Origin of the sequence: Pseudomonas sp. TNT2022 ID642 (assembly GCF_028656995.1) — a bacterium.
Lineage (GTDB): Bacteria > Pseudomonadota > Gammaproteobacteria > Pseudomonadales > Pseudomonadaceae > Aquipseudomonas.
The window spans coordinates 31604-56096 of sequence record NZ_JAMDGW010000015.1; the positions used below are offsets into that span (position 1 = coordinate 31604).

The 24493-nt window shown below is 59.2% G+C and carries 26 protein-coding genes; 16 read left to right on the top strand and 10 right to left on the bottom strand.

Going from position 1 to position 24493, the window contains the following annotated elements:
* Positions 1-8 precede the first annotated feature (8 nt).
* The 3 genes from M5G26_RS15295 to M5G26_RS15305 all read left to right on the top strand — a co-directional run bounded on the left by M5G26_RS15295 (position 9) and on the right by M5G26_RS15305 (position 2350).
* On the top strand, positions 9-1310 hold the full coding sequence (locus M5G26_RS15295) for a c-type cytochrome (RefSeq protein WP_273915863.1): 1302 nt from the start codon (positions 9-11) through the stop codon (positions 1308-1310).
* Positions 1311-1346: 36 nt separating this feature from the next.
* The gene (locus M5G26_RS15300) at positions 1347-1511 is read left to right on the top strand and encodes a hypothetical protein (RefSeq protein ID WP_273915864.1); all 165 of its coding nucleotides are present in this window, start codon (positions 1347-1349) and stop codon (positions 1509-1511) included.
* Positions 1512-1804: 293 nt separating this feature from the next.
* Entirely contained in the window at positions 1805-2350 is a 546-nt protein-coding gene (locus tag M5G26_RS15305; protein WP_150694386.1) for a hypothetical protein, read from the top strand.
* Positions 2351-2470: 120 nt separating this feature from the next.
* Here M5G26_RS15305 and M5G26_RS15310 read toward each other — a convergent pair whose 3' ends face one another.
* Positions 2471-2773, bottom strand: a complete 303-nt coding sequence (locus tag M5G26_RS15310) for a hypothetical protein (RefSeq protein ID WP_134178468.1) — start codon at positions 2771-2773, stop codon at positions 2471-2473.
* Positions 2774-3017: 244 nt separating this feature from the next.
* On the opposite strand from M5G26_RS15310, the gene M5G26_RS15315 reads away from it, so the two are divergent.
* The 3 genes from M5G26_RS15315 to M5G26_RS15325 all read left to right on the top strand — a co-directional run bounded on the left by M5G26_RS15315 (position 3018) and on the right by M5G26_RS15325 (position 6659).
* Complete coding sequence (locus M5G26_RS15315; protein ID WP_273915865.1) at positions 3018-4076, top strand: PA0069 family radical SAM protein; 1059 nt, start codon at positions 3018-3020, stop codon at positions 4074-4076.
* A 237-nt stretch (positions 4077-4313) separates the two neighbouring features.
* A complete protein-coding gene (locus tag M5G26_RS15320; RefSeq protein ID WP_007911720.1) occupies positions 4314-5042 on the top strand; it encodes a carbonic anhydrase in 729 nt (242 codons plus the stop codon).
* A 90-nt stretch (positions 5043-5132) separates the two neighbouring features.
* The gene (locus tag M5G26_RS15325) at positions 5133-6659 is read left to right on the top strand and encodes a SulP family inorganic anion transporter (protein WP_016983437.1); all 1527 of its coding nucleotides are present in this window, start codon (positions 5133-5135) and stop codon (positions 6657-6659) included.
* 122 nt (positions 6660-6781) lie between these two features.
* On the opposite strand, the gene M5G26_RS15330 is transcribed toward M5G26_RS15325, so the two are convergent.
* Complete coding sequence (locus M5G26_RS15330; RefSeq protein WP_273915866.1) at positions 6782-7414, bottom strand: hypothetical protein; 633 nt, start codon at positions 7412-7414, stop codon at positions 6782-6784.
* Positions 7415-7783: 369 nt separating this feature from the next.
* On the opposite strand from M5G26_RS15330, the gene coxB reads away from it, so the two are divergent.
* The 4 genes from coxB to M5G26_RS15350 all read left to right on the top strand — a co-directional run bounded on the left by coxB (position 7784) and on the right by M5G26_RS15350 (position 12204).
* On the top strand, positions 7784-8911 hold the full coding sequence (gene coxB / locus M5G26_RS15335) for a cytochrome c oxidase subunit II (protein ID WP_095119634.1): 1128 nt from the start codon (positions 7784-7786) through the stop codon (positions 8909-8911).
* Between the two features lie 82 nt (positions 8912-8993).
* Complete coding sequence (gene ctaD / locus M5G26_RS15340) at positions 8994-10580, top strand: cytochrome c oxidase subunit I (protein WP_064389745.1); 1587 nt, start codon at positions 8994-8996, stop codon at positions 10578-10580.
* A gap of 159 nt (positions 10581-10739) precedes the next feature.
* Positions 10740-11291: a cytochrome c oxidase assembly protein gene (locus M5G26_RS15345; protein WP_103302941.1), complete on the top strand. Its 552-nt coding sequence runs from the start codon at positions 10740-10742 to the stop codon at positions 11289-11291.
* A 25-nt stretch (positions 11292-11316) separates the two neighbouring features.
* Positions 11317-12204 carry a cytochrome c oxidase subunit 3 gene (locus M5G26_RS15350; RefSeq protein WP_134178466.1) on the top strand — a complete coding sequence of 296 codons (888 nt, stop codon included), beginning with the start codon at positions 11317-11319 and terminating at the stop codon, positions 12202-12204.
* A 9-nt stretch (positions 12205-12213) separates the two neighbouring features.
* On the opposite strand, the gene M5G26_RS15355 is transcribed toward M5G26_RS15350, so the two are convergent.
* Complete coding sequence (locus M5G26_RS15355) at positions 12214-12417, bottom strand: twin transmembrane helix small protein (RefSeq protein ID WP_007911731.1); 204 nt, start codon at positions 12415-12417, stop codon at positions 12214-12216.
* A 71-nt stretch (positions 12418-12488) separates the two neighbouring features.
* Here M5G26_RS15355 and M5G26_RS15360 point away from each other — a divergent pair, with 71 nt between their 5' ends.
* The 5 genes from M5G26_RS15360 to M5G26_RS15380 are packed head-to-tail and all read left to right on the top strand — an operon-like array spanning position 12489 to position 16397.
* Positions 12489-13229 carry an SURF1 family protein gene (locus M5G26_RS15360; RefSeq protein WP_273915867.1) on the top strand — a complete coding sequence of 247 codons (741 nt, stop codon included), beginning with the start codon at positions 12489-12491 and terminating at the stop codon, positions 13227-13229.
* The gene (locus M5G26_RS15365) at positions 13195-13788 is read left to right on the top strand and encodes a hypothetical protein (RefSeq protein ID WP_273915868.1); all 594 of its coding nucleotides are present in this window, start codon (positions 13195-13197) and stop codon (positions 13786-13788) included. Before M5G26_RS15360 ends, M5G26_RS15365 begins: the two co-directional genes overlap by 35 nt.
* 10 nt (positions 13789-13798) lie before the next feature.
* On the top strand, positions 13799-14878 hold the full coding sequence (locus tag M5G26_RS15370) for a COX15/CtaA family protein (protein WP_273915869.1): 1080 nt from the start codon (positions 13799-13801) through the stop codon (positions 14876-14878).
* The gene (cyoE, locus tag M5G26_RS15375) at positions 14866-15765 is read left to right on the top strand and encodes a heme o synthase (RefSeq protein ID WP_134178462.1); all 900 of its coding nucleotides are present in this window, start codon (positions 14866-14868) and stop codon (positions 15763-15765) included. Before M5G26_RS15370 ends, cyoE begins: the two co-directional genes overlap by 13 nt.
* Positions 15762-16397: an SCO family protein gene (locus M5G26_RS15380; RefSeq protein ID WP_008081211.1), complete on the top strand. Its 636-nt coding sequence runs from the start codon at positions 15762-15764 to the stop codon at positions 16395-16397. The genes cyoE and M5G26_RS15380 overlap by 4 nt, the downstream gene beginning before the upstream one ends.
* 282 nt (positions 16398-16679) lie before the next feature.
* Here M5G26_RS15380 and M5G26_RS15385 read toward each other — a convergent pair whose 3' ends face one another.
* The 3 genes from M5G26_RS15385 to M5G26_RS15395 form a co-directional block, all read right to left on the bottom strand.
* Positions 16680-17450, bottom strand: coding sequence for a MetQ/NlpA family ABC transporter substrate-binding protein (locus M5G26_RS15385; protein WP_150694375.1), 771 nt, complete (start codon positions 17448-17450; stop codon positions 16680-16682).
* Between the two features lie 76 nt (positions 17451-17526).
* A complete protein-coding gene (locus tag M5G26_RS15390; RefSeq protein WP_273915870.1) occupies positions 17527-18201 on the bottom strand; it encodes a methionine ABC transporter permease in 675 nt (224 codons plus the stop codon).
* Positions 18201-19208 (bottom strand): methionine ABC transporter ATP-binding protein, encoded by a 1008-nt coding sequence (locus M5G26_RS15395; protein ID WP_016986453.1) that lies wholly within the window; start codon positions 19206-19208, stop codon positions 18201-18203. The genes M5G26_RS15390 and M5G26_RS15395 overlap by 1 nt, the downstream gene beginning before the upstream one ends.
* 260 nt (positions 19209-19468) lie before the next feature.
* Between M5G26_RS15395 and katE the strand changes: the two genes are divergently transcribed.
* A complete protein-coding gene (gene katE / locus M5G26_RS15400; RefSeq protein ID WP_273915968.1) occupies positions 19469-21610 on the top strand; it encodes a catalase HPII in 2142 nt (713 codons plus the stop codon).
* An 82-nt stretch (positions 21611-21692) separates the two neighbouring features.
* Here katE and M5G26_RS15405 read toward each other — a convergent pair whose 3' ends face one another.
* The 4 genes from M5G26_RS15405 to M5G26_RS15420 are packed head-to-tail and all read right to left on the bottom strand — an operon-like array spanning position 21693 to position 24492.
* On the bottom strand, positions 21693-22406 hold the full coding sequence (locus tag M5G26_RS15405; RefSeq protein WP_134176538.1) for a PA5502 family lipoprotein: 714 nt from the start codon (positions 22404-22406) through the stop codon (positions 21693-21695).
* A gap of 37 nt (positions 22407-22443) precedes the next feature.
* Entirely contained in the window at positions 22444-23232 is a 789-nt protein-coding gene (znuB, locus tag M5G26_RS15410; RefSeq protein ID WP_273915871.1) for a zinc ABC transporter permease subunit ZnuB, read from the bottom strand.
* Positions 23225-24010: a zinc ABC transporter ATP-binding protein ZnuC gene (gene znuC, locus M5G26_RS15415; RefSeq protein ID WP_007911759.1), complete on the bottom strand. Its 786-nt coding sequence runs from the start codon at positions 24008-24010 to the stop codon at positions 23225-23227. Before znuC ends, znuB begins: the two co-directional genes overlap by 8 nt.
* Complete coding sequence (locus M5G26_RS15420; RefSeq protein WP_007911760.1) at positions 24010-24492, bottom strand: Fur family transcriptional regulator; 483 nt, start codon at positions 24490-24492, stop codon at positions 24010-24012. Before M5G26_RS15420 ends, znuC begins: the two co-directional genes overlap by 1 nt.
* Between the last annotated feature and the right edge of the window lies 1 nt (position 24493).

Here is a 24493-nt window from a genome sequence, read left to right on the forward strand (position 1 = left end):
CGATGACCATGAAAAATCTCGTTATCGCGACTTTGGCGCTGCTCGGCAGTGCCTCGATCCATGCGACTGAAGTTGATCAAAGTTTGATCAAGCAAGGCGAATACCTCGCCCGCGCCGGTGACTGCGTGGCCTGCCACACCGCCAAGGGCGGCAAACCGTTCGCCGGTGGCCTGCCAATGGAAACGCCGATCGGCACGATCTACTCGACCAACATCACCCCGGATAAAACCGGCGTCGGTGAATACAGCTTCGAAGACTTCGATCAGGCCGTACGCCATGGCGTCGCCAAAAACGGTAGTACGTTGTACCCGGCGATGCCGTATCCGTCCTACGCCCGCGTCAGCGAAACCGACATGCAAGCGCTGTACGCGTATTTCATGCACGGCGTCGAACCGGTGGCACAGGAGAACAAGGCCAGTGATATTCCATGGCCGTTGAGCATGCGCTGGCCGCTGATGGGCTGGCGCTGGATGTTTGCGCCGAAGGTCGAGGATTACAAAGCGACGAGTGCCGACCCGGTGATCGATCGTGGCGCGTATCTGGTCGAAGGCCTCGGCCACTGCGGCGCCTGCCATACGCCACGTGCGCTGACCATGCAGGAAAAATCCCTCAGCGCCGCTGACGGCAAAAACTTCCTCGCCGGCAGTGCACCGCTGGAAGGCTGGATCGCCAAAAGCCTACGCGGCGACCACAAGGACGGCCTCGGCAGCTGGAGCGAGGAGCAACTGGTGCAGTTCCTCAAGACCGGGCGTAGCGATCGCAGCGCCGTGTTCGGCGGCATGAGCGATGTGGTCACCCACAGCATGCAATACATGACCGATGCCGACCTGACGGCGATTGCCCGCTACCTGAAATCGCTGCCGGCCACTGATCCAAACGATCAACCGCATCAGTACGATGAGAAAGCAGCCAAGGCGCTGTGGAACGGTGACGACAGTCAACGCGGCGCGTCGGTGTACATCGACAACTGCGCGGCCTGCCATCGCACCGATGGCCACGGTTACACCCGGGTGTTCCCGGCGCTGGCAGGCAATCCGGTGCTGCAATCGGAAGACCCGACGTCGCTGATCCACATTGTGCTCAAGGGCGGTACGCTGCCTGCGACACACACCGCGCCATCGACCTTCACCATGCCGGGTTTTGCCTGGCGCCTGTCGGATCAGGAAGTGGCGGATGTGGTGAGTTTCATCCGTGGCAGTTGGGGCAACAAAGGCGCGCCGGTAAAAGCCGCCGATGTGGCCAGCTTGCGCAAGAACGATATGCAGACCACTTCCGGGGATGACCTGGGGCAAGTCTCCTCACACAACTGACCTTGAATAACGCTGACATTGCATGGGATCTGTGCAGTGTCAGCGGGCTACTCAACGCCGGGACTGAAAGCCCGTGAATTGCGCGCAGGCATTCGCCAGCTGCAAGTAAAGCTTCTTGTCGTATTTATCGATGGCACCATCAATGGTGTCTTCGGAAATCAAGGCGTAACGGCCATTGCCTTCCTAGGAAAAAGCGAATAACGAGTACTCGTAATCCATCATTTCGGTCGCGTCTTCATCGTAATGTTAATAGCAATCTCCGGAATGCCGTCCCGATCCATATCTGCTATCTCGAGCAACATCTTGATAGCCATGGTTTTTATCCCGCCTGATTCGTGCGTATCTGGAAGTTAAAACCTGAGATGAATCCGTTCTACTGTCAGACTTGACAGGTACACCTGTCAAGTCTGACAGTGGTCGCCATTTGCGGTCTGATATACCGTGCGAAGTAACGCAATATACATCTCGGTATTGCGAAGCACGGAGCAAATCACATGAACTATTCAGTCGTGGTCGAATTCAAGGACGCTGATGCAAGCGGAGCACGAAAGGCCGTAATCTCCCGCTACAACAATGGTGACGCAATCAATTCGAAGCCCGATGTAGTGGTAACAGCCTATTCAAATACTGCCAACGGGAAATATGAAACCGTTACAGGATTCGATGATGTCGAGGGAGACGGCGACATCGATGATGATGACGCCTCTTATTACGCTCTCGCGGCCGATCTTGCCTCCGCCGTGGTTGGTTTGAGTGCAGTCGGTGAGGGTCGTCGCTACCGCTGCATTCTTCTTTCATTCGGCAGTCAGATATCAAACAGCCGATTGGCAGATGTCAACATCGGGTTGTTTAACGTTTCCAACCAGGACCTTAATCAACCTGACGCCGTTGTGACAGTCAGAGACTATAGCAACGGTCTTTATAAAACAGTGCTGGGTTCCACGGACGCAGACAGCGATGGCGATATTGATCTGGACGATCAGTTCATTTTCAGAAAGATCGCGGGCTCCTTTGCATCGATGAGGGACTTCAAGATCTGAACCTCTCGGCTATCGTCACTTCTTCATATTGACCCAAGCACGAGAAATAAAAACCCTGCATTGAGTGACTCATGCAGGGTTTTGTCATGTGCTGTTAAAACTACGCTAAAGCGTTGGAACTCATGGAGTGATGATACTCGCATAAGCCTTGGCTAGCGCTGCCAACTTGGCTTTGTCATCAGCATCAATATCACCGTCGCCGTCCACATCCGCTTTATCGGTACGAATCGTGAAAGAATTACCACGATCACTGGACACCGCGACGACATAAACAGAATCGACCAACGCCTCGGTCGACAGCTGCTCTTCGGCATCCCAGCCCAGTTCCTTGCGAGCAAGTTGCATCGAAACAATGGTATTGGGCTCAGATTGGTTCGGCAGCATCATTTGCAGAAAAACACCACGCTGATTGAGAAACGACATAAATTAAATCCTTTTAGAATTAATACACAGGCATCAGTGCCGGTAAGTTTCGAAGGCTATATTTGATAACTTCCCTTCACAACCAAACATATGTTTCCCGGGTTGTCTCTGGTTCTAACTATTTATATAAACAGCTAACAGAACCGCAGAATGATCCGCGACGGTTTTTCTTTGGCCGAACGGTACTGGATCGTCCAGGCCCTGCTCATATACTGTATGCATATACAGACACGGGATTCGCCCAATGATCAGCCCTCTCCCACCTCGCGGTCGCGGCACAGCCAGCAACCCGCACAACCGCTTCGCGCCGAACCGTTCGGTGGCCGAGGATGACGGCTGGTATCAGGAAGTGCCACTGACCCAAGGCACCGAGGTGATGATCGAAACCGCAAAAACCATCATCACTCGCAACACCTCTCCGGATCTGCCCTTTGACCGCTCGATCAATCCTTATCGCGGCTGCGAACATGGCTGCATCTATTGTTACGCGCGGCCCAGCCACGCCTATTGGGACATGTCGCCGGGGCTGGATTTCGAAACCAGGCTGATCGCCAAGACCAACGCCGCCCAGGTGCTGGAAGAGCAGCTCGGGAAAAAAGGCTATCAATGTGCACCGATCAATCTGGGTTCCAATACCGACCCGTATCAGCCGATCGAACGTGAACACAGAATCACACGCCAGACCCTCGAAGTGCTGCTGCGCTATAAGCACCCGGTGACTATCGTCACCAAGGGTTCGCTGATCCTGCGCGATCTCGACCTGCTCACCGAACTGGCGCAGCAACGGTTGGTGGCGGTGATGATCAGCCTGACCACGCTGGACGATGAACTCAAACGCATCCTCGAACCGCGCGCCGCTGCTCCCAAGGCGCGATTGCGCGCTATTCGGGTCATGCGTGAAGCAGGGATTCCGGTCGGCGTGTTGTGTTCGCCGATGATTCCGATGATCAACGACAGCGAAATCGAGAGTCTGCTCACTGAAGCACACGCGGCCGGTGCGCAAAGTGCGGCGTACATGATGTTGCGCTTGCCGCTGGAAGTGGCGCCGCTGTTCGAAGAGTGGCTGAACGCGCACTACCCGCAACGCGCCGCACATGTGCTGAGCCTGATCCGCCAGAGCCGTGGCGGCGAGCTCTACGACAGCCGTTTCGGCGCGCGGATGCGCGGCGAAGGGCCGTTTGCCGACCTGCTCGCGCAACGTTTTGCCAAAGCGATCAAGCGTCTTGGCATGAATCATCGCGAAGGCTATAACCTAGATTGCACGGCCTTCTGTCCGCCGGGTCGCCAGATGTCTTTGATTTAGCGACAATTGGCTTATGGTTGAGGGGTTGGAATCCTTCCGCCGAAATCACCCAGTCAAGTTTTTTGTGACCTGGAACACACGTTCTAGAGCGTTTGATTCAGTTTGAGTTAAGTTTCGGCGGCTACCTTGTTCATCGAGTGACTGACGGGTCGGGATGGCCCGGATGTTTAAACAGCCACTGGCTTCATACCGGAATACATGGGAATGACTCCCCTAATCCGCCAAAGAGGATGAATCATGAGTGACAAGGATAAACAGCCGTTGGCTGCGTCGGCGCAAACCCCTGAAGCGGAATCCGCCGATGCAGCGCTGCGCCAGATCGTAGACGGCTTTTTGCATTTTCATCATGAGGTCTTCCCACAGCAGGAAGAGCTCTTCAAGAAACTTGCCACGGCCCAAGCGCCCAAGGCGATGTTCATTACTTGCGCCGACTCGCGCATCGTCCCTGAGCTGATTACCCACAGCTCGCCCGGCGATCTGTTCGTAACCCGTAACGTCGGCAACGTCGTGCCGCCTTATGGGCAGATGAACGGCGGCGTTTCCACCGCAATCGAATACGCGGTACTGGCGCTCGGCGTGCAGCACATCATCATCTGCGGCCACTCCGATTGCGGCGCCATGCGTGCAGTGCTCAATCCGGACAGCCTGGAAAAAATGCCGACGGTCAAAGCCTGGCTGCGCCACGCTGAAGTCGCGAAAACCATGGTGCATGAAAACTGTAACTGCGCCGACGAAAAAGAAAGCATGCCGATCCTCACCGAGGAAAACGTCATCGCCCAACTGCAGCACTTGCGTACCCATCCTTCGGTAGCCTCGCGCATGGCGAACGGTCATCTGTTCATCCATGGCTGGGTCTACGACATCGAAACCAGCGAAATCAAAGCTTACGACGCGGATCAGGGACGTTTCCTGCCGCTCGACGGTAGCCATCCGATTCCGGTGGCGACGCCCAAAGCGCGCTTCTAGATCTTCCTAAACATCTGTGTGGTTTGACGCCGGCCGCTGTTTCAGCGGTTCGGCGAAGCCATGCCTGAAGAAAACTTCGGGAGAATCGCCATGCGTGCGGCTCAATTGAAAGCGGTGTTGCCACGGGAGTTGCTCGCTTCAGTGGTTGTGTTTCTGGTCGCGTTGCCGCTGTGCATGGGTATCGCGATTGCGTCAGGGTTGCCACCGGCTAAGGGTTTGATCACCGGGATCATCGGCGGTCTGGTGGTCGGTTGGCTGGCGGGTTCGCCGCTACAGGTCAGTGGGCCGGCGGCGGGCCTGGCGGTGTTGGTGTTCGAACTGGTGCGCCAGCACGGCATCGAGATGCTCGGGCCGATTCTGCTCCTGGCCGGATTTCTGCAATTGGTGGCCGGGCGCTTGAAACTCGGTTGCTGGTTTCGGGTTACGGCGCCAGCGGTGGTTTACGGGATGCTGGCGGGGATTGGCGTATTGATCGTGCTGTCGCAGGTGCATGTGATGCTCGATGCATCACCGAAGCCCTCGGGGCTGGATAACCTTACGGCGTTCCCGGCGGCAGTGGCGCAGGCCTTGCCGTCGTTCGGCTGGCAGGCCGGGCTGCTCGGACTGTCAACGATTGCGGTGATGTGGCTGTGGGAAAAATTCCGCCCACATTCGTTGCGCTTCGTTCCGGGTGCCTTGCTCGGTGTCGGTCTGGCGACCGGGGCAAGTCTGTTGCTCGCTTTGCAGGTCAAGCGCGTTGAAGTACCGGCGAATCTGGCGGAGGCCATCGATTGGCTGAAACCTGCTGATCTGCTCAGTCTGGCCGATCCGACGCTGCTGATCGCCGCGTTCGCGGTGGCCTTCATCGCCAGTGCCGAAACGTTGCTGTCCGCCGCTGCGGTGGATCGCATGCACAGCGGCGTGCGTTCGGATTTCGACCGGGAACTGTCGGCGCAAGGAGTCGGCAATATGCTCTGCGGTCTGCTCGGTGCGCTGCCGATGACCGGGGTAATCGTGCGCAGTTCGGCCAACGTCCAGGCCGGTGCGACCACGCGTTACTCGACGATCTTCCATGGCCTGTGGCTGCTGGCGTTCGTGTTGTTGCTGTCGAGCGTGCTGCAAAGCATTCCGGTGGCGAGCCTGGCGGGTGTGCTGGTGTATACCGGGTTCAAGCTGGTCGATCTCAAGGCATTTCGAGGCTTGGGTCGTTATGGACGCATGCCGATGTTCACTTATGCGGCGACGGCGCTGGCGATCATCTTCACTGACCTGCTGACAGGTGTGTTGATCGGTTTCGGTTTGACGATGTTGAAACTGGCGTTCAAGGCGTCGCGGTTGAAGATCAGTCTGATCGATCTGCCCCAGGACGGTGAGATGGAGTTGCGTCTGGTCGGCGCGGCGACATTCCTCAAGGTGCCGGCGCTGACCCAGGTACTGGGCAGTATTCCGCAGGGGACGACGGTGCATGTGCCGCTCAACAATCTGAGCTACATCGACCATTCGTGTCTGGAGTTGCTGGAGGAGTGGGGCCGGGCGAATGCGGCGAAGGGTTCGAAGCTGTTGATTGAGTCGCGGGGGTTGAAGCGCAGGCTTGAAGGACGGATTCGAACCACTACCGGTATCGGTGCTGCCGGCTAAATCTCCGGTTGAACTCAACCCCTGTAGGAGCTGCCGCAGGCTGCGATCTTTTGATCTTGTTTTTTACAATCAAGATCAAAAGATCGCAGCCTGCGGCAGCTCCTACAATGGATCGTGTGAAATCAGGCAGCGGGTTGATCGAGTTCCAGGCCTACGCCCAGTCGGCGGCTCATGCACGGCCAGCGCTTCCACGCGGCGCCGGTGTCCGGGCTGCTGAGTTTGTCGCGATAGGCTTCTACCGATTCCAGCGCAAAGCTGTCGTCGTCGAGCATGCTGTCTACCGCGTGGTGCACGACTTCATCCAGTTCGTTGGCAAATTTCTCACCGAGCAACTGGTGAGCAATCAGGTTGGCGACCGTCATGTCCAAGGGGATCAGTGGCTGGCCGAAATGCTTGATGTACAGGTCGTTGACCTCTTCGACAAAGCGGTGCGCCAGATAGGCCTCGTCCAGCAGATGTTCCAGGCCAACCGGAGGCTGGAGGAAATACTGCTCGGCGATTTTCAACACCGGTTTGATCTGTGACTCGATTCCCGCTTCCCTGGCGACTTCATTGGCTGCGTCCAGCAGGTCAGGTACTTCATCGATGTAGGCTTCGACAAAGCGCGTCAATACAGCCTTGGCGTCCGTCTCCGGCAATTGAATCGACGGGTGCAGGTGAGGCAATTGTTCTTCCAGCTGACGGGTCAGCCGTCCGGTTTCGTTTTCGGTTTGTCGGGCTTTTTGGATCTGCTCGCGCAATGCGGCGGTGTTCATGAAAACTCCAGGAAACAAGGCAATGAAATAGGGAAGACATAAGTTAGCTGGCTTACGAAAAATGCTAAGACGCATTTGTCATAATTATTTCATCCTTGATGCGCCTGCGTTATATCGGTTTGCCACCACTCGTCTGCATCCTTCTCCATTCGTGCCCTTGAACGCAAGTCCCGGCTGTTTCAGTTCATTTACGTGTGCACATTGCAATTTCCCGCCGCTGTCTATACTCGCCAGTGAATGGAGTTAGCTGATGACGCCCGACTGCACCCGCAGCAAGGCCCGGCGATTCAAGTTCGTAGTCTGATGCAGCCGCTCCCTTGCCGCAGGCGAAAGCCGGCGGGATAACAAGAACGATAAGGGGAACCCGCAATGATGCGACATCCACACGTCTGGATGGGCCTCCTGTTGTGGTCGATTTTCAGCCAGGCCAACGCCGCCTGGACTGTGAATATGGCGCCTGGAGCGACTGAAATCAGTCACGCAGTATTCGACCTGCACATGACCATTTTCTGGATCTGTGTGGTGATCGGGATCATCGTCTTCGGCGCCATGTTCTGGTCGATGATGGTGCACCGCCGTTCTACCGGGCAGGTCGCCGCAAAATTCCACGAAAGCACCGGCGTCGAAATCATGTGGACCGTCGTGCCGCTGCTGATTCTGGTGGCTATGGCCGTACCGGCGACCGCCACCCTGATCAAGATGTACGACACCAGTGAGCCGGACATCGATATCCAGGTCACCGGTTATCAGTGGAAGTGGCACTACAAATACCTGGGCCAGGACGTCGAGTTCTTCAGCAACCTGGCCACCCCCGCCGAGCAGATCCACAACAAGGAAGCCAAGGGCGAGCACTATTTGCTTGAGGTCGACAAGCCATTGGTGCTGCCGACCGGGGCCAAGGTGCGCTTCCTCGTGACCTCCGCCGATGTTATCCACTCCTGGTGGGTGCCGGCGTTTGCGGTCAAGCGCGATGCGATCCCGGGGTTCGTCAATGAGGCCTGGACGCGTGTCGACAAGCCCGGACTTTACCGTGGCCAGTGCGCCGAGCTGTGCGGCAAGGATCACGGCTTCATGCCGATCGTGGTCGAGGTCAAGGACAAGGCCGACTACGACAAGTGGCTGGCCGAGCGCAAGGCCGAGGCCGCGCAGCTTAAAGAGCTGACCAGCAAGGATTGGACCCTCGACGAACTCAAGGAACGCGGCGACAAGGTTTATCACACCACCTGCGTTGCCTGTCACCAGGCCGAAGGCCAAGGCCTGCCGCCGATGTTCCCGGCGCTCAAGGGCTCGAAAATTGCCACCGGCCCGATCAAGGATCACTTGAGCATTGTCTTCCACGGCAAACCCGGCACCGCCATGGCGGCGTTCGGCAAACAGCTGTCGGAAGTCGATATCGCAGCGGTCGTGACCTACGAGCGTAACGCCTGGGGCAACAACAAGGGCGACATGGTCACGCCAAAAGAAGTGCTGGAGCTGAAACAGGCGGAAAGCAAATGAGCCGGTCTATCGCGTACCTCGTGAACCGGCCGGGACACCACGCCCCGGCCCGCCCCGCCCACTCACGTAAAGGAGACCGGCCATGAGCGCTGTCATCGATGACCACGGTCATGCCGACCACGCCCACGGCCCCGCCAAAGGCCTGATGCGCTGGGTGCTGACCACCAACCACAAGGACATCGGCACGCTGTACCTGTGGTTTGCGTTCCTGATGTTCCTGCTTGGCGGCTCGTTCGCCATGGTGATCCGTGCCGAGCTGTTCCAGCCCGGTTTGCAGATCGTCGAACCGGCGTTCTTCAACCAGATGACCACCATGCATGGTCTGGTGATGGTTTTCGGTGCGGTGATGCCGGCGTTCGTCGGCCTCGCCAACTGGATGATTCCGCTGATGGTCGGCGCACCGGACATGGCCCTGCCACGGATGAACAACTTCAGCTTCTGGCTGCTGCCGGCGGCGTTTCTGCTGCTGGTCTCGACCCTGTTCACCCCCGGTGGCGGGCCGAATTTCGGCTGGACCTTTTATGCGCCACTGTCGACGACTTACGCGCCGGAAAGCGTGACCTTCTTCATCTTTGCCATCCACCTGATGGGGATCAGTTCGATCATGGGCGCGATCAACGTGATCGCGACCATCCTCAATCTGCGCGCCCCCGGCATGACCCTGATGAAAATGCCGCTGTTCGTCTGGACCTGGCTGATCACCGCGTTCCTGCTGATCGCGGTGATGCCGGTGCTGGCCGGGTGCGTGACGATGATGCTGATGGACATCCACTTCGGCACCAGTTTCTTCAGCGCTGCCGGTGGCGGTGACCCGGTGCTGTTCCAGCATGTGTTCTGGTTTTTCGGGCACCCCGAGGTGTACATCATGATCCTGCCGGCGTTCGGCGCGGTCAGCCAGATCATCCCGACCTTCGCGCGCAAACCGCTGTTCGGCTACACCTCGATGGTCTACGCCACGGCGAGCATCGCGTTCCTGTCGTTCATCGTCTGGGCGCACCACATGTTCGTGGTCGGCATTCCGTTGGTGGGCGAGCTGTTCTTCATGTACGCGACCATGCTCATCGCGGTGCCGACCGGGGTCAAGGTGTTCAACTGGGCCAGCACAATGTGGCAAGGCTCGATGACCTTCGAGACGCCGATGCTGTTCGCGGTGGCGTTCGTGATCCTGTTTTCCATCGGCGGTTTCTCCGGGCTGATGCTGGCCATCGCCCCGGCAGACTTCCAGTATCAGGACACCTACTTTGTGGTCGCGCACTTCCACTATGTGCTGGTGCCGGGGGCGATCTTCGGGATCTTCGCTTCGGCCTATTACTGGTTGCCGAAATGGACCGGGCACATGTACGACGAAACCCTCGGCAAGCTGCATTTCTGGCTGTCGTTCGTCGGCATGAACCTGACCTTCTTCCCGATGCACTTCGTGGGCCTGGCGGGGATGCCGCGACGGATTCCGGACTACAACCTGCAGTTCGCCGACTTCAACATGGTTTCGTCGATTGGCGCGTTCATGTTCGGTGCCACGCAGATCTTCTTCCTGTTCATCGTGATCAAGACGATTCGGGGTGGCGAGCCTGCACCGGCCAAGCCTTGGGATGGCGCGGAAGGCCTGGAGTGGAGCGTGCCGTCACCGGCGCCGTATCACACCTTCACCACGCCGCCGGAAGTGAAATGAACACCATCAGTCCTGTGACAAACCCTATGGGAGCTGCGGTGCGACGATTCGACTTGCCAGCGATAGGGCCAGCGCAGTGTGTCAGGCAGGCAGCCATCGCTGGCAAGTCGAATCGTCGCACCGCAGCTCCCACAAGGATTCATGTGGAGGCTGAAAATCATGGCTGACTCGATCTCGATGAAAAAACTCGTCACCCGTCTGCTCGGTGTAGTGGTGGCGATGTTTGTCTTCGGCTTTGCCTTGGTGCCGATCTACGACGTGATGTGCAAGGCCTTCGGCATCAACGGCAAGACTGCCGGGCAGTACGAGGGCGAGCAGGTCGTCGACACTTCGCGTCAGGTGCGCGTGCAGTTTCTGTCGACCAACACCGCCGATATGCCATGGGACTTCTACCCCAAGCATGACGAACTCACCGCCAACCCCGGCGCGGTCAACGAGATGATCTTCATCGCGCGCAACCCCACCGATAAACCGATGAGTGCGCAAGCCGTGCCGAGCATCGCGCCGAGCAACGCCGCGGCGTATTTCCACAAGACCGAATGCTTTTGTTTTACCCAGCAGGTGTTGCAGCCCGGTCAGCAGATCGAGATGCCGGTGCGCTTCATTGTTGACCGCGACATGCCCAAGGATGTGAAGCACCTGACGCTGTCCTACACGCTGTTCGATATCACCGCCCGACATCCGCCGGTGGCTGTAAACACTGGCGGTTGAGCGTGCCCGATAAGGAGAACAATAAATGGCAACTCATGAGCATTATTTCGTTCCGGCCCAGAGCAAATGGCCGATCATTGCCACGGTCGGGATGCTCGTCACCGTGTACGGCCTGGCCACCTGGTTCAACGATCTGAAGGCCGCGCGCCCGGAATCCCACGGCCCGCTGATATTTTTCGTCGGTGGCCTGCTGGTGGCGTACATGCTGTTCGGCTGGTTCGGCACGGTGATCAAAGAAAGCCGCGCGGGACTTTACAGCGCACAGCTGGATCGCTCGTTTCGCTGGGGCATGAGTTGGTTCATCTTCTCCGAGGTGATGTTCTTCATCGCCTTCTTCGGTGCGCTGTTTTACGTGCGACACATCTCTGGGCCGGCGCTCGGCGGTGAAGGTACCAAAGGCATCGCGCACATGCTCTGGCCGAACTTCCAGTTCACCTGGCCGCTGCTGCACACGCCGGATCCGAAACTGTTCCCGCCACCAAAAGACATCATCAGCCCGTGGGGCCTGCCGCTGATCAACACGATCCTGCTGGTGAGTTCCAGCGTGACCATCACCATTGCCCACCATGCCCTGAAGAAGGGTCATCGCGGCGCACTGAAAATCTGGCTGGCGATCACCGTGCTGCTCGGCTGCGCGTTTCTCGGTTTCCAGGCTGAGGAATACATTCACGCCTATCACGAACTGGGGCTGACCCTCGGTTCGGGCATTTATGGCGCGACGTTCTTCATGCTCACCGGTTTCCACGGCGCCCACGTGACCATCGGCACGATCATTCTGTTTGTGATGCTGATGCGCATCATGAAGGGCCACTTCGACAACGAGCACCAGTTCGGCTTCGAAGCGGCGAGCTGGTATTGGCACTTCGTCGACGTGGTGTGGATCGGCCTGTTTATCTTCGTTTACGTGCTCTGAGGACCAGAGCTACCAAGGCGCATGCGACACCAGTTGGCCGCTGTAAAAGCCCCAGGCGATCAAGCCGACGGTGGCAGCGGCCAATGCCACCCGAACACTCAAGGCGATGACCAGGCGATTCGAGCTGCTGTCGTCCTTGACCAGGAAAAACAGGCCGCTGAACAGGCTGATCACCGTGGCAATCAGCATCAGGACGATCGCTGTTTTGAGCATGGGAAGAACTCCGGGGGACAGGCGATGCAGTTGAGTATAGCGATCGCAACGACTGACTTTGTGGCGCAGCCATGAAGCGTTTTCGCCCGGGCGTGATACCGACCGTGGTGGTGGCGTTGTTGCTGCCGCTGCTGGTGTCGCTGGGCTTTTGGCAACTGAGCCGGGGCGCCGAAAAAACCGCCCTGCTCGCCAGTTACGCCGAACGCCGCGCCGCGCAACCGATGGCCAGCAGCGAGTTGCTCAATAGCGCGGATCCCGCTTATCGCCGTGTGCATCTGCACGGCCAGTTCGATGCCGCGCACAGTCTGTTGCTCGACAACCGTCAGCGCGACGGCAAGGTCGGCGTCGAGTTGCTGCAACCGTTTCAGGATCAACGCAGCGGTTTGTGGCTGCTGGTCAATCGCGGCTGGTTGCCGTGGCCGGACCGCCGCGTGCCGCCGCAATTCACCACGCCTTCCGAAGCCTTGAATGTCGACGCCTGGGTCTACGTCGCCCCCGGCGCGACCTTCCAGTTGCACGCCGATCCGGTCAGCAACACCTGGCCGCAAACCATCACTGCTGTCGAGCCCGCAAAGCTGTGGAAAACCCTCGAGCGCGACGGCTTCGCCTATGAATTACGCGCCGAACCCGGTCCGGCCAGCTACCAGACCGATTGGCCGGTAGTCGCGATGGGCCCGGAAAAACACCTCGGTTACGCCGTGCAGTGGTTCGCCATGGCCACCGCCCTGCTCGGCCTCTACGTCTATTTGGGCTTGCACAACGCAAAGGAGAAACACCATGGGAACGGCCATGAATCCACCCAGCATGTCTGAGGCGAAACCTGCCGCCAGCCGCCGTCGCGGGCGCATTCAGTTGTTGCTGATCGTGCTTGGCGTGGTCGGCCCGATGCTGCTCGCCACCGGCATGTACAAATTGCAGTTCTGGGTACCGGAAGGTCGCAGCTATCACGGCGAACTGATCGGCAACGGCCAGACTCGCGCCGACCTCGGCGTGCAAGCCGATGAAGAACGCTGGCAGATGCTGGTCACCGCGCCGAAAGATTGCGCGGTGGACTGCCAGCAACTGGTGTATCTGGCGCGGCAGATCCAGATCGGTCTCGGTCGTGAGGCTGGCCGCGCCAGCCACGCCCTAGCCGTGGCGCAACCGGTGAGCGCCGATTACGAGGCCAAGCTGAGCCGTGAATATCCACAGCTGCAACGCTATCCGCTGGACGCTGGCGTGTTCAGCAAAACCACTGGCGACAAAGCCACGCCGCAGCTGTGGATCATCGACCCCCACGGCAACCTCGTGCTGCGCTACGAGCCGAATGTGAAAGGCAAGGATCTGCTCAACGACCTGCGTCACCTGCTGAAACTGTCGAACATCGGATAAGGGCATCGTCATGGCCAAACCTGGATTTCGCCTCGCGCTGTTTGCCACCCTGCTGGCACTGATTGTGGTGCTGCTCGGCGCCTATACGCGCCTGACCCACGCCGGCCTCGGCTGTCCGGACTGGCCGGGCTGCTACGGCTTTATCAGCGTGCCGAAAAGCGAAGCCCAACTGGCTCATGCCGAACTGCATTACCCCGATTCGCCGGTGGAGGCGCACAAGGGCTGGAACGAGATGATCCACCGCTACTTCGCCGGCACCCTCGGCCTGCTGATTTCGCTTCTCGCCGGGCGCGCGTGGGTCAATCGGCGTCATCCGGGGCAGCCGTTGAAGCTGCCGTTGTTTCTGCTGGCGGTGGTGTTTGCGCAAGCGGCGTTCGGCATGTGGACGGTGACGCTCAAGCTCTGGCCGCAGGTGGTCACCGGGCATTTGCTCGGCGGCTTTGCGACGCTGAGCCTGTTGTTTTTGCTGACGTTGCGATTGTCCGGCGTGCTGCCGGCGCTGACCGTGCCCAAGCGTTTGCAGTATTGGGCGACGGCGGGATTGTTGCTGGTGATCGGCCAGATCGCGCTCGGTGGCTGGGTCAGTTCCAACTACGCGGCGGTGGCGTGCATCGATTTTCCGACCTGCCACGGGCAATGGTTGCCGCCAGCGGATTTCGCCAATGGTTTTCACCTGACTCAACATATCGGCCCGAATTACTTGGGCGGACAACTCGACAGCGATGCGCGCACGGCGATTCACCTGACTCACCGGATCGGCGCGTTGCTGGTGACGTTGGTTCTGCTCGGCTTGGCGTGGCAATTGAAAGTGGTCGGCATGACGCGGCTGGCCGGTCTGGTGCTGATCGCCCTCGCCGCACAGATCAGCCTCGGCATCAGCAACGTGTTATTCCATCTGCCGCTGCCGGTGGCGGTTGCGCATAACGCCGGCGGTGCGGCGCTGTTGCTGACCATGGTGCTGGTCAACTATCACGCGCGCACCAGTCTGGTTCGGGTCAAACAACCGGTGCTCGCACGCTGGCGCTTGAGCCCGCGTAAACACGCGGCCGCGCCCATCACCATAAAAGGAGAAACGCCGTGGCGATTCTGATTGGCGAACGTCCGCATCAGGCGATCTGGCGTGATTACCTGGAGCTGACCAAACCGAAAGTCGTGGTGCTGATGCTGATCACCTCGCTGGTCGGCATGTTCCTCGCGACCCGTGCCGGGGTGCCGTGGACGGTGCTGGTGTTCGGCAATCTGGGGATTGCGTTGTGTGCCGGCGGCGCGGCGGCGGTTAACCATGTGGTGGATCGGCGCATCGATGCGGTGATGGCGCGTACGCATAAACGGCCATTGGCCGAGGGCCGGGTTTCACCAGCGGCGGCGCTAACCTTTGCGTTGGTGCTGGCGCTGCTCGGTCAGGCCTTGTTGCTGACCTTCACCAATCCGCTGACGGCGTGGCTGACCCTCGCTTCGCTTCTCGGTTATGCGGTGATCTACACCGGTTTCCTCAAACGCGCGACGCCGCAGAACATCGTCATAGGAGGCCTTGCCGGCGCCGCCCCGCCGCTGCTCGGCTGGACCGCTGCCACCGGCCATGTCAGCGCCGAACCGTTGTTGCTGGTGCTGATCATCTTCGCCTGGACGCCGCCGCACTTCTGGGCGCTGGCGATCCATCGCAAGGAGGAATACGCCAAGGCCGACATCCCGATGCTGCCGGTCACCCACGGCGAGCACTACACCAAGGTGCACATTCTGCTCTACACCTTCGCGCTGCTGGCGGTGAGTCTGCTGCCCTACGTGATCCACATGAGCGGCATGCTCTACCTGATTTGCGCCCTCGTCCTCGGCGCAAGGTTTCTGCAATGGGCCGTGGTGCTGTACCGTGGCACTCGGCCGCACGCGGCGATCAACACCTTCAAGTACTCTATTTGGTACTTGTTTCTGCTGTTCATTGCCCTGCTCGTAGACCACTACTTACTGTTGAACCTATGACTCGAACCCAGAAAACCGTCTTCATCCTCGTCGCCGTGATCGCGCTGATCCTCGGCCTGACCGTCAACAAAGTGCTGAGCGGCAAGGGCCAGGGCGACCCGACGGCGCTGATCGACGCCGGCATTATTCTGCTGCCGCAGAGCCGCAACCTGCCGGACGTGACGATGACCGATCAGGACGGCAAACCGGTGGCGATCAATGAGTTGAAGGGTAAGTGGAGTCTGTTGTTTTTTGGCTATACCTTCTGCCCGGACATCTGCCCGACCACATTGGCGCAGCTGCGGCAGATCAAGAGTGAGTTGCCGAAAGACGCTGTGGACAAGTTGCAGATCGTGCTGGTCAGCGTTGACCCGAACCGCGATAACCCGAAGCAGTTGAAGCAGTATCTGGGCTATTTTGATCCGCAGTTCATTGGCCTGACGCCGACTTCGATCGAAGAGCTGCAGAAGGTGGCGAATGCGGTGAGTATTCCGTTTATTCCGGCGGATACGAGTAAGCCGAATTACACGGTGGACCATAGCGGCAATCTGGCGGTGATCGGGCCGGATGGCACGCAGCGTGGGTTTATTCGAGCGCCGTTGAATAATGCCAAACTGGTTGCGCAGTTGCCGGTGATGCTTAACCGCAAATAAAAGCTGAAGAGCGAAAAGCCCCTCACCCTAGCCCTCTCCCGGAGGGAGAGGGGACTGAATGGGGGATATTCAAGAATTACGCCGAAATGAACGTGCTGCTTTGAATCCATAATCGACTGGATCTTTCAGGTCGATGTATGACACCCGACACCTCGGTCGGCCCCCTCTCCCTCCGGGAGAGGGCTGGGGTGAGGGGCAGCTTCACAACAGTTCCAAAGCCGAACACAAGACACAAAAAAGGGGACGCTCATGGCGTCCCCTTTTCGTTGCAGCATTCCTGAATCAGAACGCCGGCAATACCGCGCCTTTGTACTTCTCGGTAATGAATTTCTTCACTTCCGGGCTGTGCAGCGCAGCCGCCAGTTTCTGCATGGCATCGCTGTCCTTGTTGTCCGCGCGGGACACGAGGATGTTCACGTACGGCGAATCATTACCTTCGATTACCAGCGCATCCTTGGACGGATCGAGCTTGGCTTCCAGCGCGTAGTTGGTGTTGATCAGCGCCAGATCGACCTGGGTGAGCACACGCGGGATGGTCGCGGCTTCCAGTTCACGGATTTTCAGGTCTTTCGGGTTCTGCGCGATGTCTTTGACGGTCGACAGGATGTTGGTCGGATCCTTCAACGTGATCACGCCAGCCTTGGCCAGCAGCAACAGGGCACGGCCGCCGTTGGTGGCGTCGTTCGGAATCACCACGTTGGCACCGCTTGGCAGATCCTTCAGATCCTTGAGCTTGCTCGAGTAAGCGCCCAGCGGCTCCAGGTGCACACCGGTCACGGCGACCAGGCTGGTGCCCTTGGCCTTGTTGAACTCATCGAGGTACGGCTGGTGCTGGAAGAAGTTGGCGTCCAGACGCTTTTCGGCGACCTGTACGTTCGGCTGAATGTAGTCGGTGAAGACCTTGACCTTCAGATCCACGCCTTCTTTGGCCAGCGCCGGTTTCACGAACTCGAGGATTTCCGCGTGCGGCACTGGAGTGGCGGCAACGGTCAGGGTTTCGGCGTGGGCCGAGAATGCTGCAACGGCAGCAAAAGCAGCGATCAGTTTTTTCATTCAGCTAACTCCTTATGAGGCGCCCGTCTGGCGCCTGCCAGCGAATGGCCGGCTCATCTGTTCAATACAAAACCGCTTATTTGCGCGAGAAATGCACGACCAAACGGTCGCCCACCATCTGCAGCACTTGCACCAGAATCAGCAGCAACACCACAGTGACGATCATCACGTCAGTCTGGAAACGCTGGTAACCGAAACGGATCGCCAGGTCGCCCAGACCACCGGCGCCAACCACACCGGCCATTGCCGTGTAGGACACCAGTGTAATCGCCGTCACCGTAATCGCTGCGAAGATGCCCGGACGGGCCTCCGGCAGCAGGGCGTTCATGATGATCTGCCGCGTGGTCGCGCCCATCGACTGGGTCGCTTCGATGATGCCGCGATCGACTTCACGCAGCGCGGTTTCCACCAGACGCGCGAAGAACGGTGTCGCACCGACTACCAACGGCGGAATCGCACCGGCCACGCCCAGCGACGTGCCGGTGATCAGCACGGTGAACGGGATCATCACGATCAACAGAATAATGAACGGCAACGAACGCAGAATGTTCACCGCCAGCGACATGAATGCGTAGAGGCCACGGTTTTCCAGCAACTGACGCGGGCTGCAGAGGAACAGCAACACGCCCAGCGGCAGGCCGAGCAGCACGGTGAACAGCAGCGAACCACCGAGCATCAGCATCGTGTCGCCGGTGGCCAGCCAGATTTCGTACCCGTCGATGTTGGTGAAGAAACTGATCAGGTCTTCCATTAGCGCAATACCTCCATGTGAACGTCAGCGGCGGTGAAGCGGGCGAAGGCCGCTTCCATGTCGCCACCGGTGACGGCGAGGGTCAATTGCCCGTAAGGGATGTCTTTGATGCGGTCGATGCGACCGGCGAGGATGCTGTAGTCGACGCCGGTTTCCCGGGCGACGGTGCCGAGCAACGGCGCGTAGGTCGCTTCGCCCTGGAAGGTCAGACGCACGATGCGGCCCGGCACGTGAGCGAAGTCATCACGCTGCTCGCTTTCGTCGATCTGCTCGCTTTCCTGAACAAAGCGCTTGGTGGTCGGATGTTTTGGATGCAGGAACACATCGGCCACCGAACCTTGCTCGACGATCACGCCGGCATCCATCACCGCCACTTGATCGCAGACGCGACGGATCACATCCATCTCGTGGGTGATCAGGACGATGGTCAGTTTCAGCTCGCGGTTGATCTCGGCCAGCAGTTGCAGGACCGACGCCGTGGTCTGCGGGTCGAGGGCACTGGTAGCCTCGTCGCACAGCAGAATCTTCGGCTTGGTCGCCAAAGCGCGGGCGATGCCGACGCGCTGCTTCTGACCGCCGGACAATTGCGCCGGGTACTTCTTGGCGTGGTCGGACAAACCGACGCGCGCCAGCAATTCGGCAACACGCTTGTCGATTTCGCTGCCCGACAGTTCGCCGGCCAGGGTCAGCGGCAACGCAACGTTGTCGGCCACGGTCTTGGAGGCGAGCAGGTTGAAGTGCTGGAAGATCATCCCGACTTGCTGACGGAAACGGCGCAGGCCGTTGGCGTCCAGCGCGGTGACTTCTTCGCCGTCGACGATGATCTTGCCGCCGCTGGAGTTCTCCAGGCGATTGATCAGACGCAGCAGGGTACTTTTGCCCGCGCCGGAATGACCGATCAGGCCGAACACTTGCCCGTTCTCGATAGAGAGACTGGTCGGGTGCAGCGCGGGAATATCCTTACCGGCGACGCGGTAAGTCTTATGGACGTTTTGAAACTCGATCACGTAGCGAACCTTGTGGGGCGCGTTAGAAAAGGATCAGCGGTTAGCCGGGCGCGCATTTTAGCCTGTCCGTATAGAGGTTCTTAGCATTTATTTCGCAATTAACCTTCGATTTGGCAATAACAAGATCAAAGGTCATAAAAAAGGAACGTCCAAAGCAGCCCATCAGTCACTAAGTAAGCGACTTGAAAACCCTGGGTGCCGTGCCCGGGAACCACTCAAGAGTCCCCGGCCAGCATCGGGGTCAACCGAGGAGTTTACGACTGATGAGCAAGAAGCCTACGTCCGACAAAAGCCAGATGGCCGGAACCGATGCCCCGGATCGCGCCAACACCAACGCCAAACTCGACAGCCTGGAAAAGTTTCGCTCCGACGCCACCGGCCAGGCGCTGCGCACCAACCAGGGTGTGAAGATCGCCGACAACCAGAACACGCTCAAGGCCGGCCCGCGCGGGCCGTCGCTGCTTGAAGACTTCATCATGCGGGAAAAGATCACGCATTTTGACCATGAGCGGATCCCGGAACGCATCGTTCACGCGCGCGGCACTGGCGCGCATGGCTTCTTTCAGACGTACGAGAACCATTCGGAGCTGACCAAGGCCGGTTTCCTACAGGATCCGGGGAAAAAGACCCCGGTATTCGTGCGCTTTTCCACGGTGCAGGGGCCGCGTGGCTCCGGCGACACCGTGCGCGACGTGCGCGGCTTCGCGGTGAAATTCTTCACCGATGAAGGCAACTTCGATCTGGTCGGCAACAACATGCCGGTGTTTTTCATCCAGGACGCGATCAAGTTTCCCGACTTCGTCCACGCGGTGAAACCCGAGCCGCACAATGAAATCCCTACCGGCGGCTCGGCCCACGATACCTTCTGGGATTTCGTCTCGCTGGTACCGGAATCGGCGCACATGGTCATCTGGGCGATGTCCGACCGCGCGATCCCGAAAAGCCTGCGCAGCATGCAAGGCTTCGGTGTGCACACCTTCCGGCTGATCAATGCCGAGGGCAAATCGCGCTTCGTCAAATTCCACTGGCGCCCTACCGCCGGCACGTGCTCGCTGGTCTGGGACGAGGCGCAGAAGCTCGCCGGTAAAGACACCGACTACCACCGTCGCGACCTCTGGGAAGCGATCGAGATGGGCGATTACCCGGAATGGGAACTCGGCGTGCAGATCATCGAGGAGGAAAACGAGCACGACTTCGATTTCGACATCCTCGACCCGACCAAGCTGATCCCCGAAGAAATCGTGCCGATCACGCCGCTGGGCAAGATGACGCTGAACCGCAACCCGGACAACTTCTTCGCCGAGACCGAGCAAGTCGCGTTCTGCCCTGGCCACATCGTGCCGGGCATCGACTTCTCCAATGACCCGCTGCTGCAGGGCCGACTGTTTTCCTACACCGATACGCAGATCAGCCGACTCGGCGGGCCGAATTTTCATGAGCTGCCGATCAACCGCCCGGTGGCGCCGTTCCACAATGGCCAGCGCGATGCGCAGCACCGCACGGTGATCGACAAGGGCCGCGCTTCGTATGAGCCGAACTCGATTGATGGCGGCTGGCCGAAAGAAACGCCGCCGGCTGCGCAGGAGGGTGGTTTCGAGAGTTATCCAGAACGAATCGATGCCAACAAGATTCGTCAGCGCAGCGAGTCGTTCAGCGACCACTTTTCTCAGGCGACATTGTTCTTCAACAGCATGAGCGACCACGAGAAAGAGCACATCATTGCGGCCTACAGCTTCGAGTTGGGCAAGGTAGAGCGTGAATTTATCCGTGCGCGGGAGGTGAACGAGATTCTGGCCAATATCGATCTGGAACTGGCCAAGCGTGTGGCGGCCAACCTGGGTCTGCCGGCACCGAGCAAAGGCACGGTGGATGTGCGCAAGGTGTCGTTCGATCACTCGCCGTCATTGAGTCAGGCCAATTTGCTACCGGAAAACATCAAGACGCGAAAAGTGGCGATTCTTGCTGCCAACGGCGTCGATGGTGCAGCGATTGATGCAATGAAGAAAGCATTGGCGGCTGAGGGAGCGCACGCCAAGTTGCTCGGCCCGACTTCGGCGCCGGTGAAAACCGCGGACGGCAAAATGTTGCCTGTGGATGCTTCGATGGAAGGCATGCCGTCAGTGATCTTCGATGCGGTGTTTGTGCCGGGTGGCGCGGCGTCGGTCAAAGCGTTGAGCGGCGACGGCGTGGCGTTGCATTACCTGCTGGAGGCGTACAAGCATTTGAAGGCGATTGCGCTACACGGGGATGCCAAGCAGTTGCAGGATCTGCTGAAGCTGGAGGCGGATGCTGGTTTGCTGCAGGGCAAGGATGTGCCGTCGTTGACCAAGCCATTCTTTGCGGCGATCGGGCAGCATCGGGTTTGGGATCGGGAGCCTAAGGCGAAAGCCATCCCTGCGTAAAAAGCAAAAGATCGCAGCCTTCGGCAGCTCCTACAGGGTGTACCTCATTCCCATGTAGGAGCTGCCGCAGGCTGCGATCTTTTTACGGTTTACGCGGGCTCAAAACCATCTGCGCCGGCACGGTGCGCACAATCTGCTTCTCAATTTTCAGTTCAAAATCCGGATTCAGTTTCTTGACCCGCTTGGTCAGCAACGTCGCCAACCAAGGATAGTCATTGGTGCGTGGCGCCTGAATCGTCACCCCACACTCATAATTCACCACATCCGCAGCGATCGCATCGAGTTGACGGCGAAGTTTGCGGCTATCAGTGATATTCAACGCAACCGTAGTGCTCTCGGCAGTCGGATCAATCACCTTGGCTTTCGGTTTGGCTTCGGCTGCCAACAGCGCTGCTTCGGCTTTTTCCAGCTCAGCCTTGCGCGCTTCGGTGATGGCGCCATTCACGCCACCGGTCAGCGCCGGTGCTTTCGGCATCAACGCGCGAGCACGGCTCAACGCCGTAGCCGCTGCATTCACATCACCCTTCTGCAGCACGATCTGGCTGCGGCGCAGATACGCCTCGGCCAGTTGCCGCTGGTATTGCTCCAAGGATTGGTCGTTTGGGGTTTCTTTCTGCAAAGCGGCCAATTGATCTTCGGCAGTGGCCAATTCGCTGCTGGCCAGGCTTTGTTCCAGCTGTGCGATGGCCGTAGCCCGCGCATCGGGGACTTCAGCCACCGGCGGGGTACTTTGGCAGGCGCCCAGCAGCACTGAAAATGCGACAAGGAGCAGATAACGGGAGGCGAACGGCTTCATTCCTGCGACTCTCTATTTGCGCAAAAAGCGGCCAAGTCTACACCCCGCGACGGGGCAGAACAAAACTCAACAGAAACAGTGCGGCCGCCGTCACAACGATGGACGGCCCGGCCGGGGTGTCCTTGAACCACGACAAGGCCAGCCCGCCACACACCGCGAGCATGCCCAGCAGGCTCGCGCCCAGTGCCATCTGCTCCGGCGAACGGGCGTGACGCTGTGCCGCAGCCGCCGGGATGATCAACAGCGAGGTAATCAGCAACACACCGACGATTTTCATCGCCACCGCGATTACTACCGCAATCAACAACATCAGCGCCATGCGCAGACCTGCAACCGGCAGGCCTTCGACCTTGGCCAACTCTTCGTGCACAGTGATCGCCAGCAATGGCCGCCACAGCGTTATCAGCAACACCAGCACCGCCGCGCTGCCGCCGAGGATCCACGCCAGATCGGTCGGGCTGATCGCCAGCAGGTCGCCGAACAGATAGGCCATCAGGTCGATCCGCACTTCATGCATGAAGCTTAGTACCACCAGACCGAGAGAGAGCGTGCTGGGTGCGAGAATTCCCAAAAGCGTGTCAGACGCCAGCGGTTGACGCTGTTGCAGCGTGACCAGCAGCACCGCCAGCAACAGGCAGCCTACGGTCACCGCAACGGTCGGGCTGACATCCAGCAAAAAGCCCAACGCCACGCCGAGCAATGCGGCGTGGGACAAGGTGTCGCCGAAATAGGCCATGCGCCGCCAGACCACGAACGAACCCAGCGGACCTGCAACAATCGCCAACGCCAGACCTGCAAGCAGGGCATACAACAGAAAATCAGCCATGCTTGCAGTTGTCTCCGTGAACGTGAGGTTGGCCAATAACCGGCCCTTTGACCACCGAGCCGTGCAGGTCGTGAGCGTGGTCGTGATGGTGGTGATAAACCGCCAGGCTCTGCGCGTTCTTGCCGAACAGCTCGACAAACGCCGGATCGCCACTGACCTGCTCGGGATGCCCGGAGCAGCAGACGTGACGGTTGAGGCAGACCACTTGGTCGGTGGTGCTCATCACCAGATGCAAATCGTGGGACACCATCAGCACGCCGCAGCCATGGCGGTCGCGCAGACGGGTGATCAGGCTGTACAACTCGGCCTGGCCGGCGACGTCGACGCCCTGCACCGGCTCGTCGAGCACCAGCAATTCAGGTTCGCGCAGCAACGCCCGAGCCAGCAGCACACGCTGCATTTCACCACCGGAAACGCTTTGCACCGGGCTGTCGATGACGTGTTCGGCACCCACTTCTTTCAATGCGGCCAGCGCACGCGGACGATCAACGCCCGGCACCAGGCGCAGAAAGCGCAGCACCGACAGCGGAAGAGTCGGATCAACGTGCAGTTTTTGCGGCATGTAGCCGACGCGTAGCTTCGGCTTGCGCCAGACGCTGCCGCTGTCCGGTTTCAACAGTCCGAGCACGGCGCGCACCAGCGTAGTCTTGCCGGCGCCGTTGGGGCCGATCAGGGTGACGATCTGCCCCGGCTCGACGCTCAACTCGATGTTGTCCAGCACAGCCTGCCCGGCAAACGTGACGGCGACCTGCTCCAGACGGATCAGCGCGTTGCTCATCAAGCCCCCTGACAACCGGAGCACAGGCCGACGACTTCGACGGTCTGCGCTTCGACGATGAAACCAACGTCTTTGGCGCTGTTGATGATTGCGTCGCTGATCACTTTTTGCTCAAGCTCGATGGCAGCATGGCAATCGCGGCAAATCAGGAACTGGCCCTGATGCGCATGCTCCGGGTGCACGCAGCCGACGAAGGCGTTGAGCGAGGAGATGCGGTGCACCAAGCCGTTTTCCAGAAGGAAATCCAGCGCACGGTACACAGTTGGCGGCGCAGCGCGGCGGCCGTCCTGCTCGCTGAGCACGGCAAGAATGTCGTAAGCGCCCAGCGGCTTGTGGCTCTGCCACACCAGTTCCAGCACCCGGCGGCGCAACGCGGTCAGGCGCAAGCCTTTCTGGGCGCACAAGGTATCGGCCTCGGACAAAGCGCTGTGCACGCAATGTGAGTGGTCGTGGGGACGGCTGGCGATCGGTGTAATAGGCATG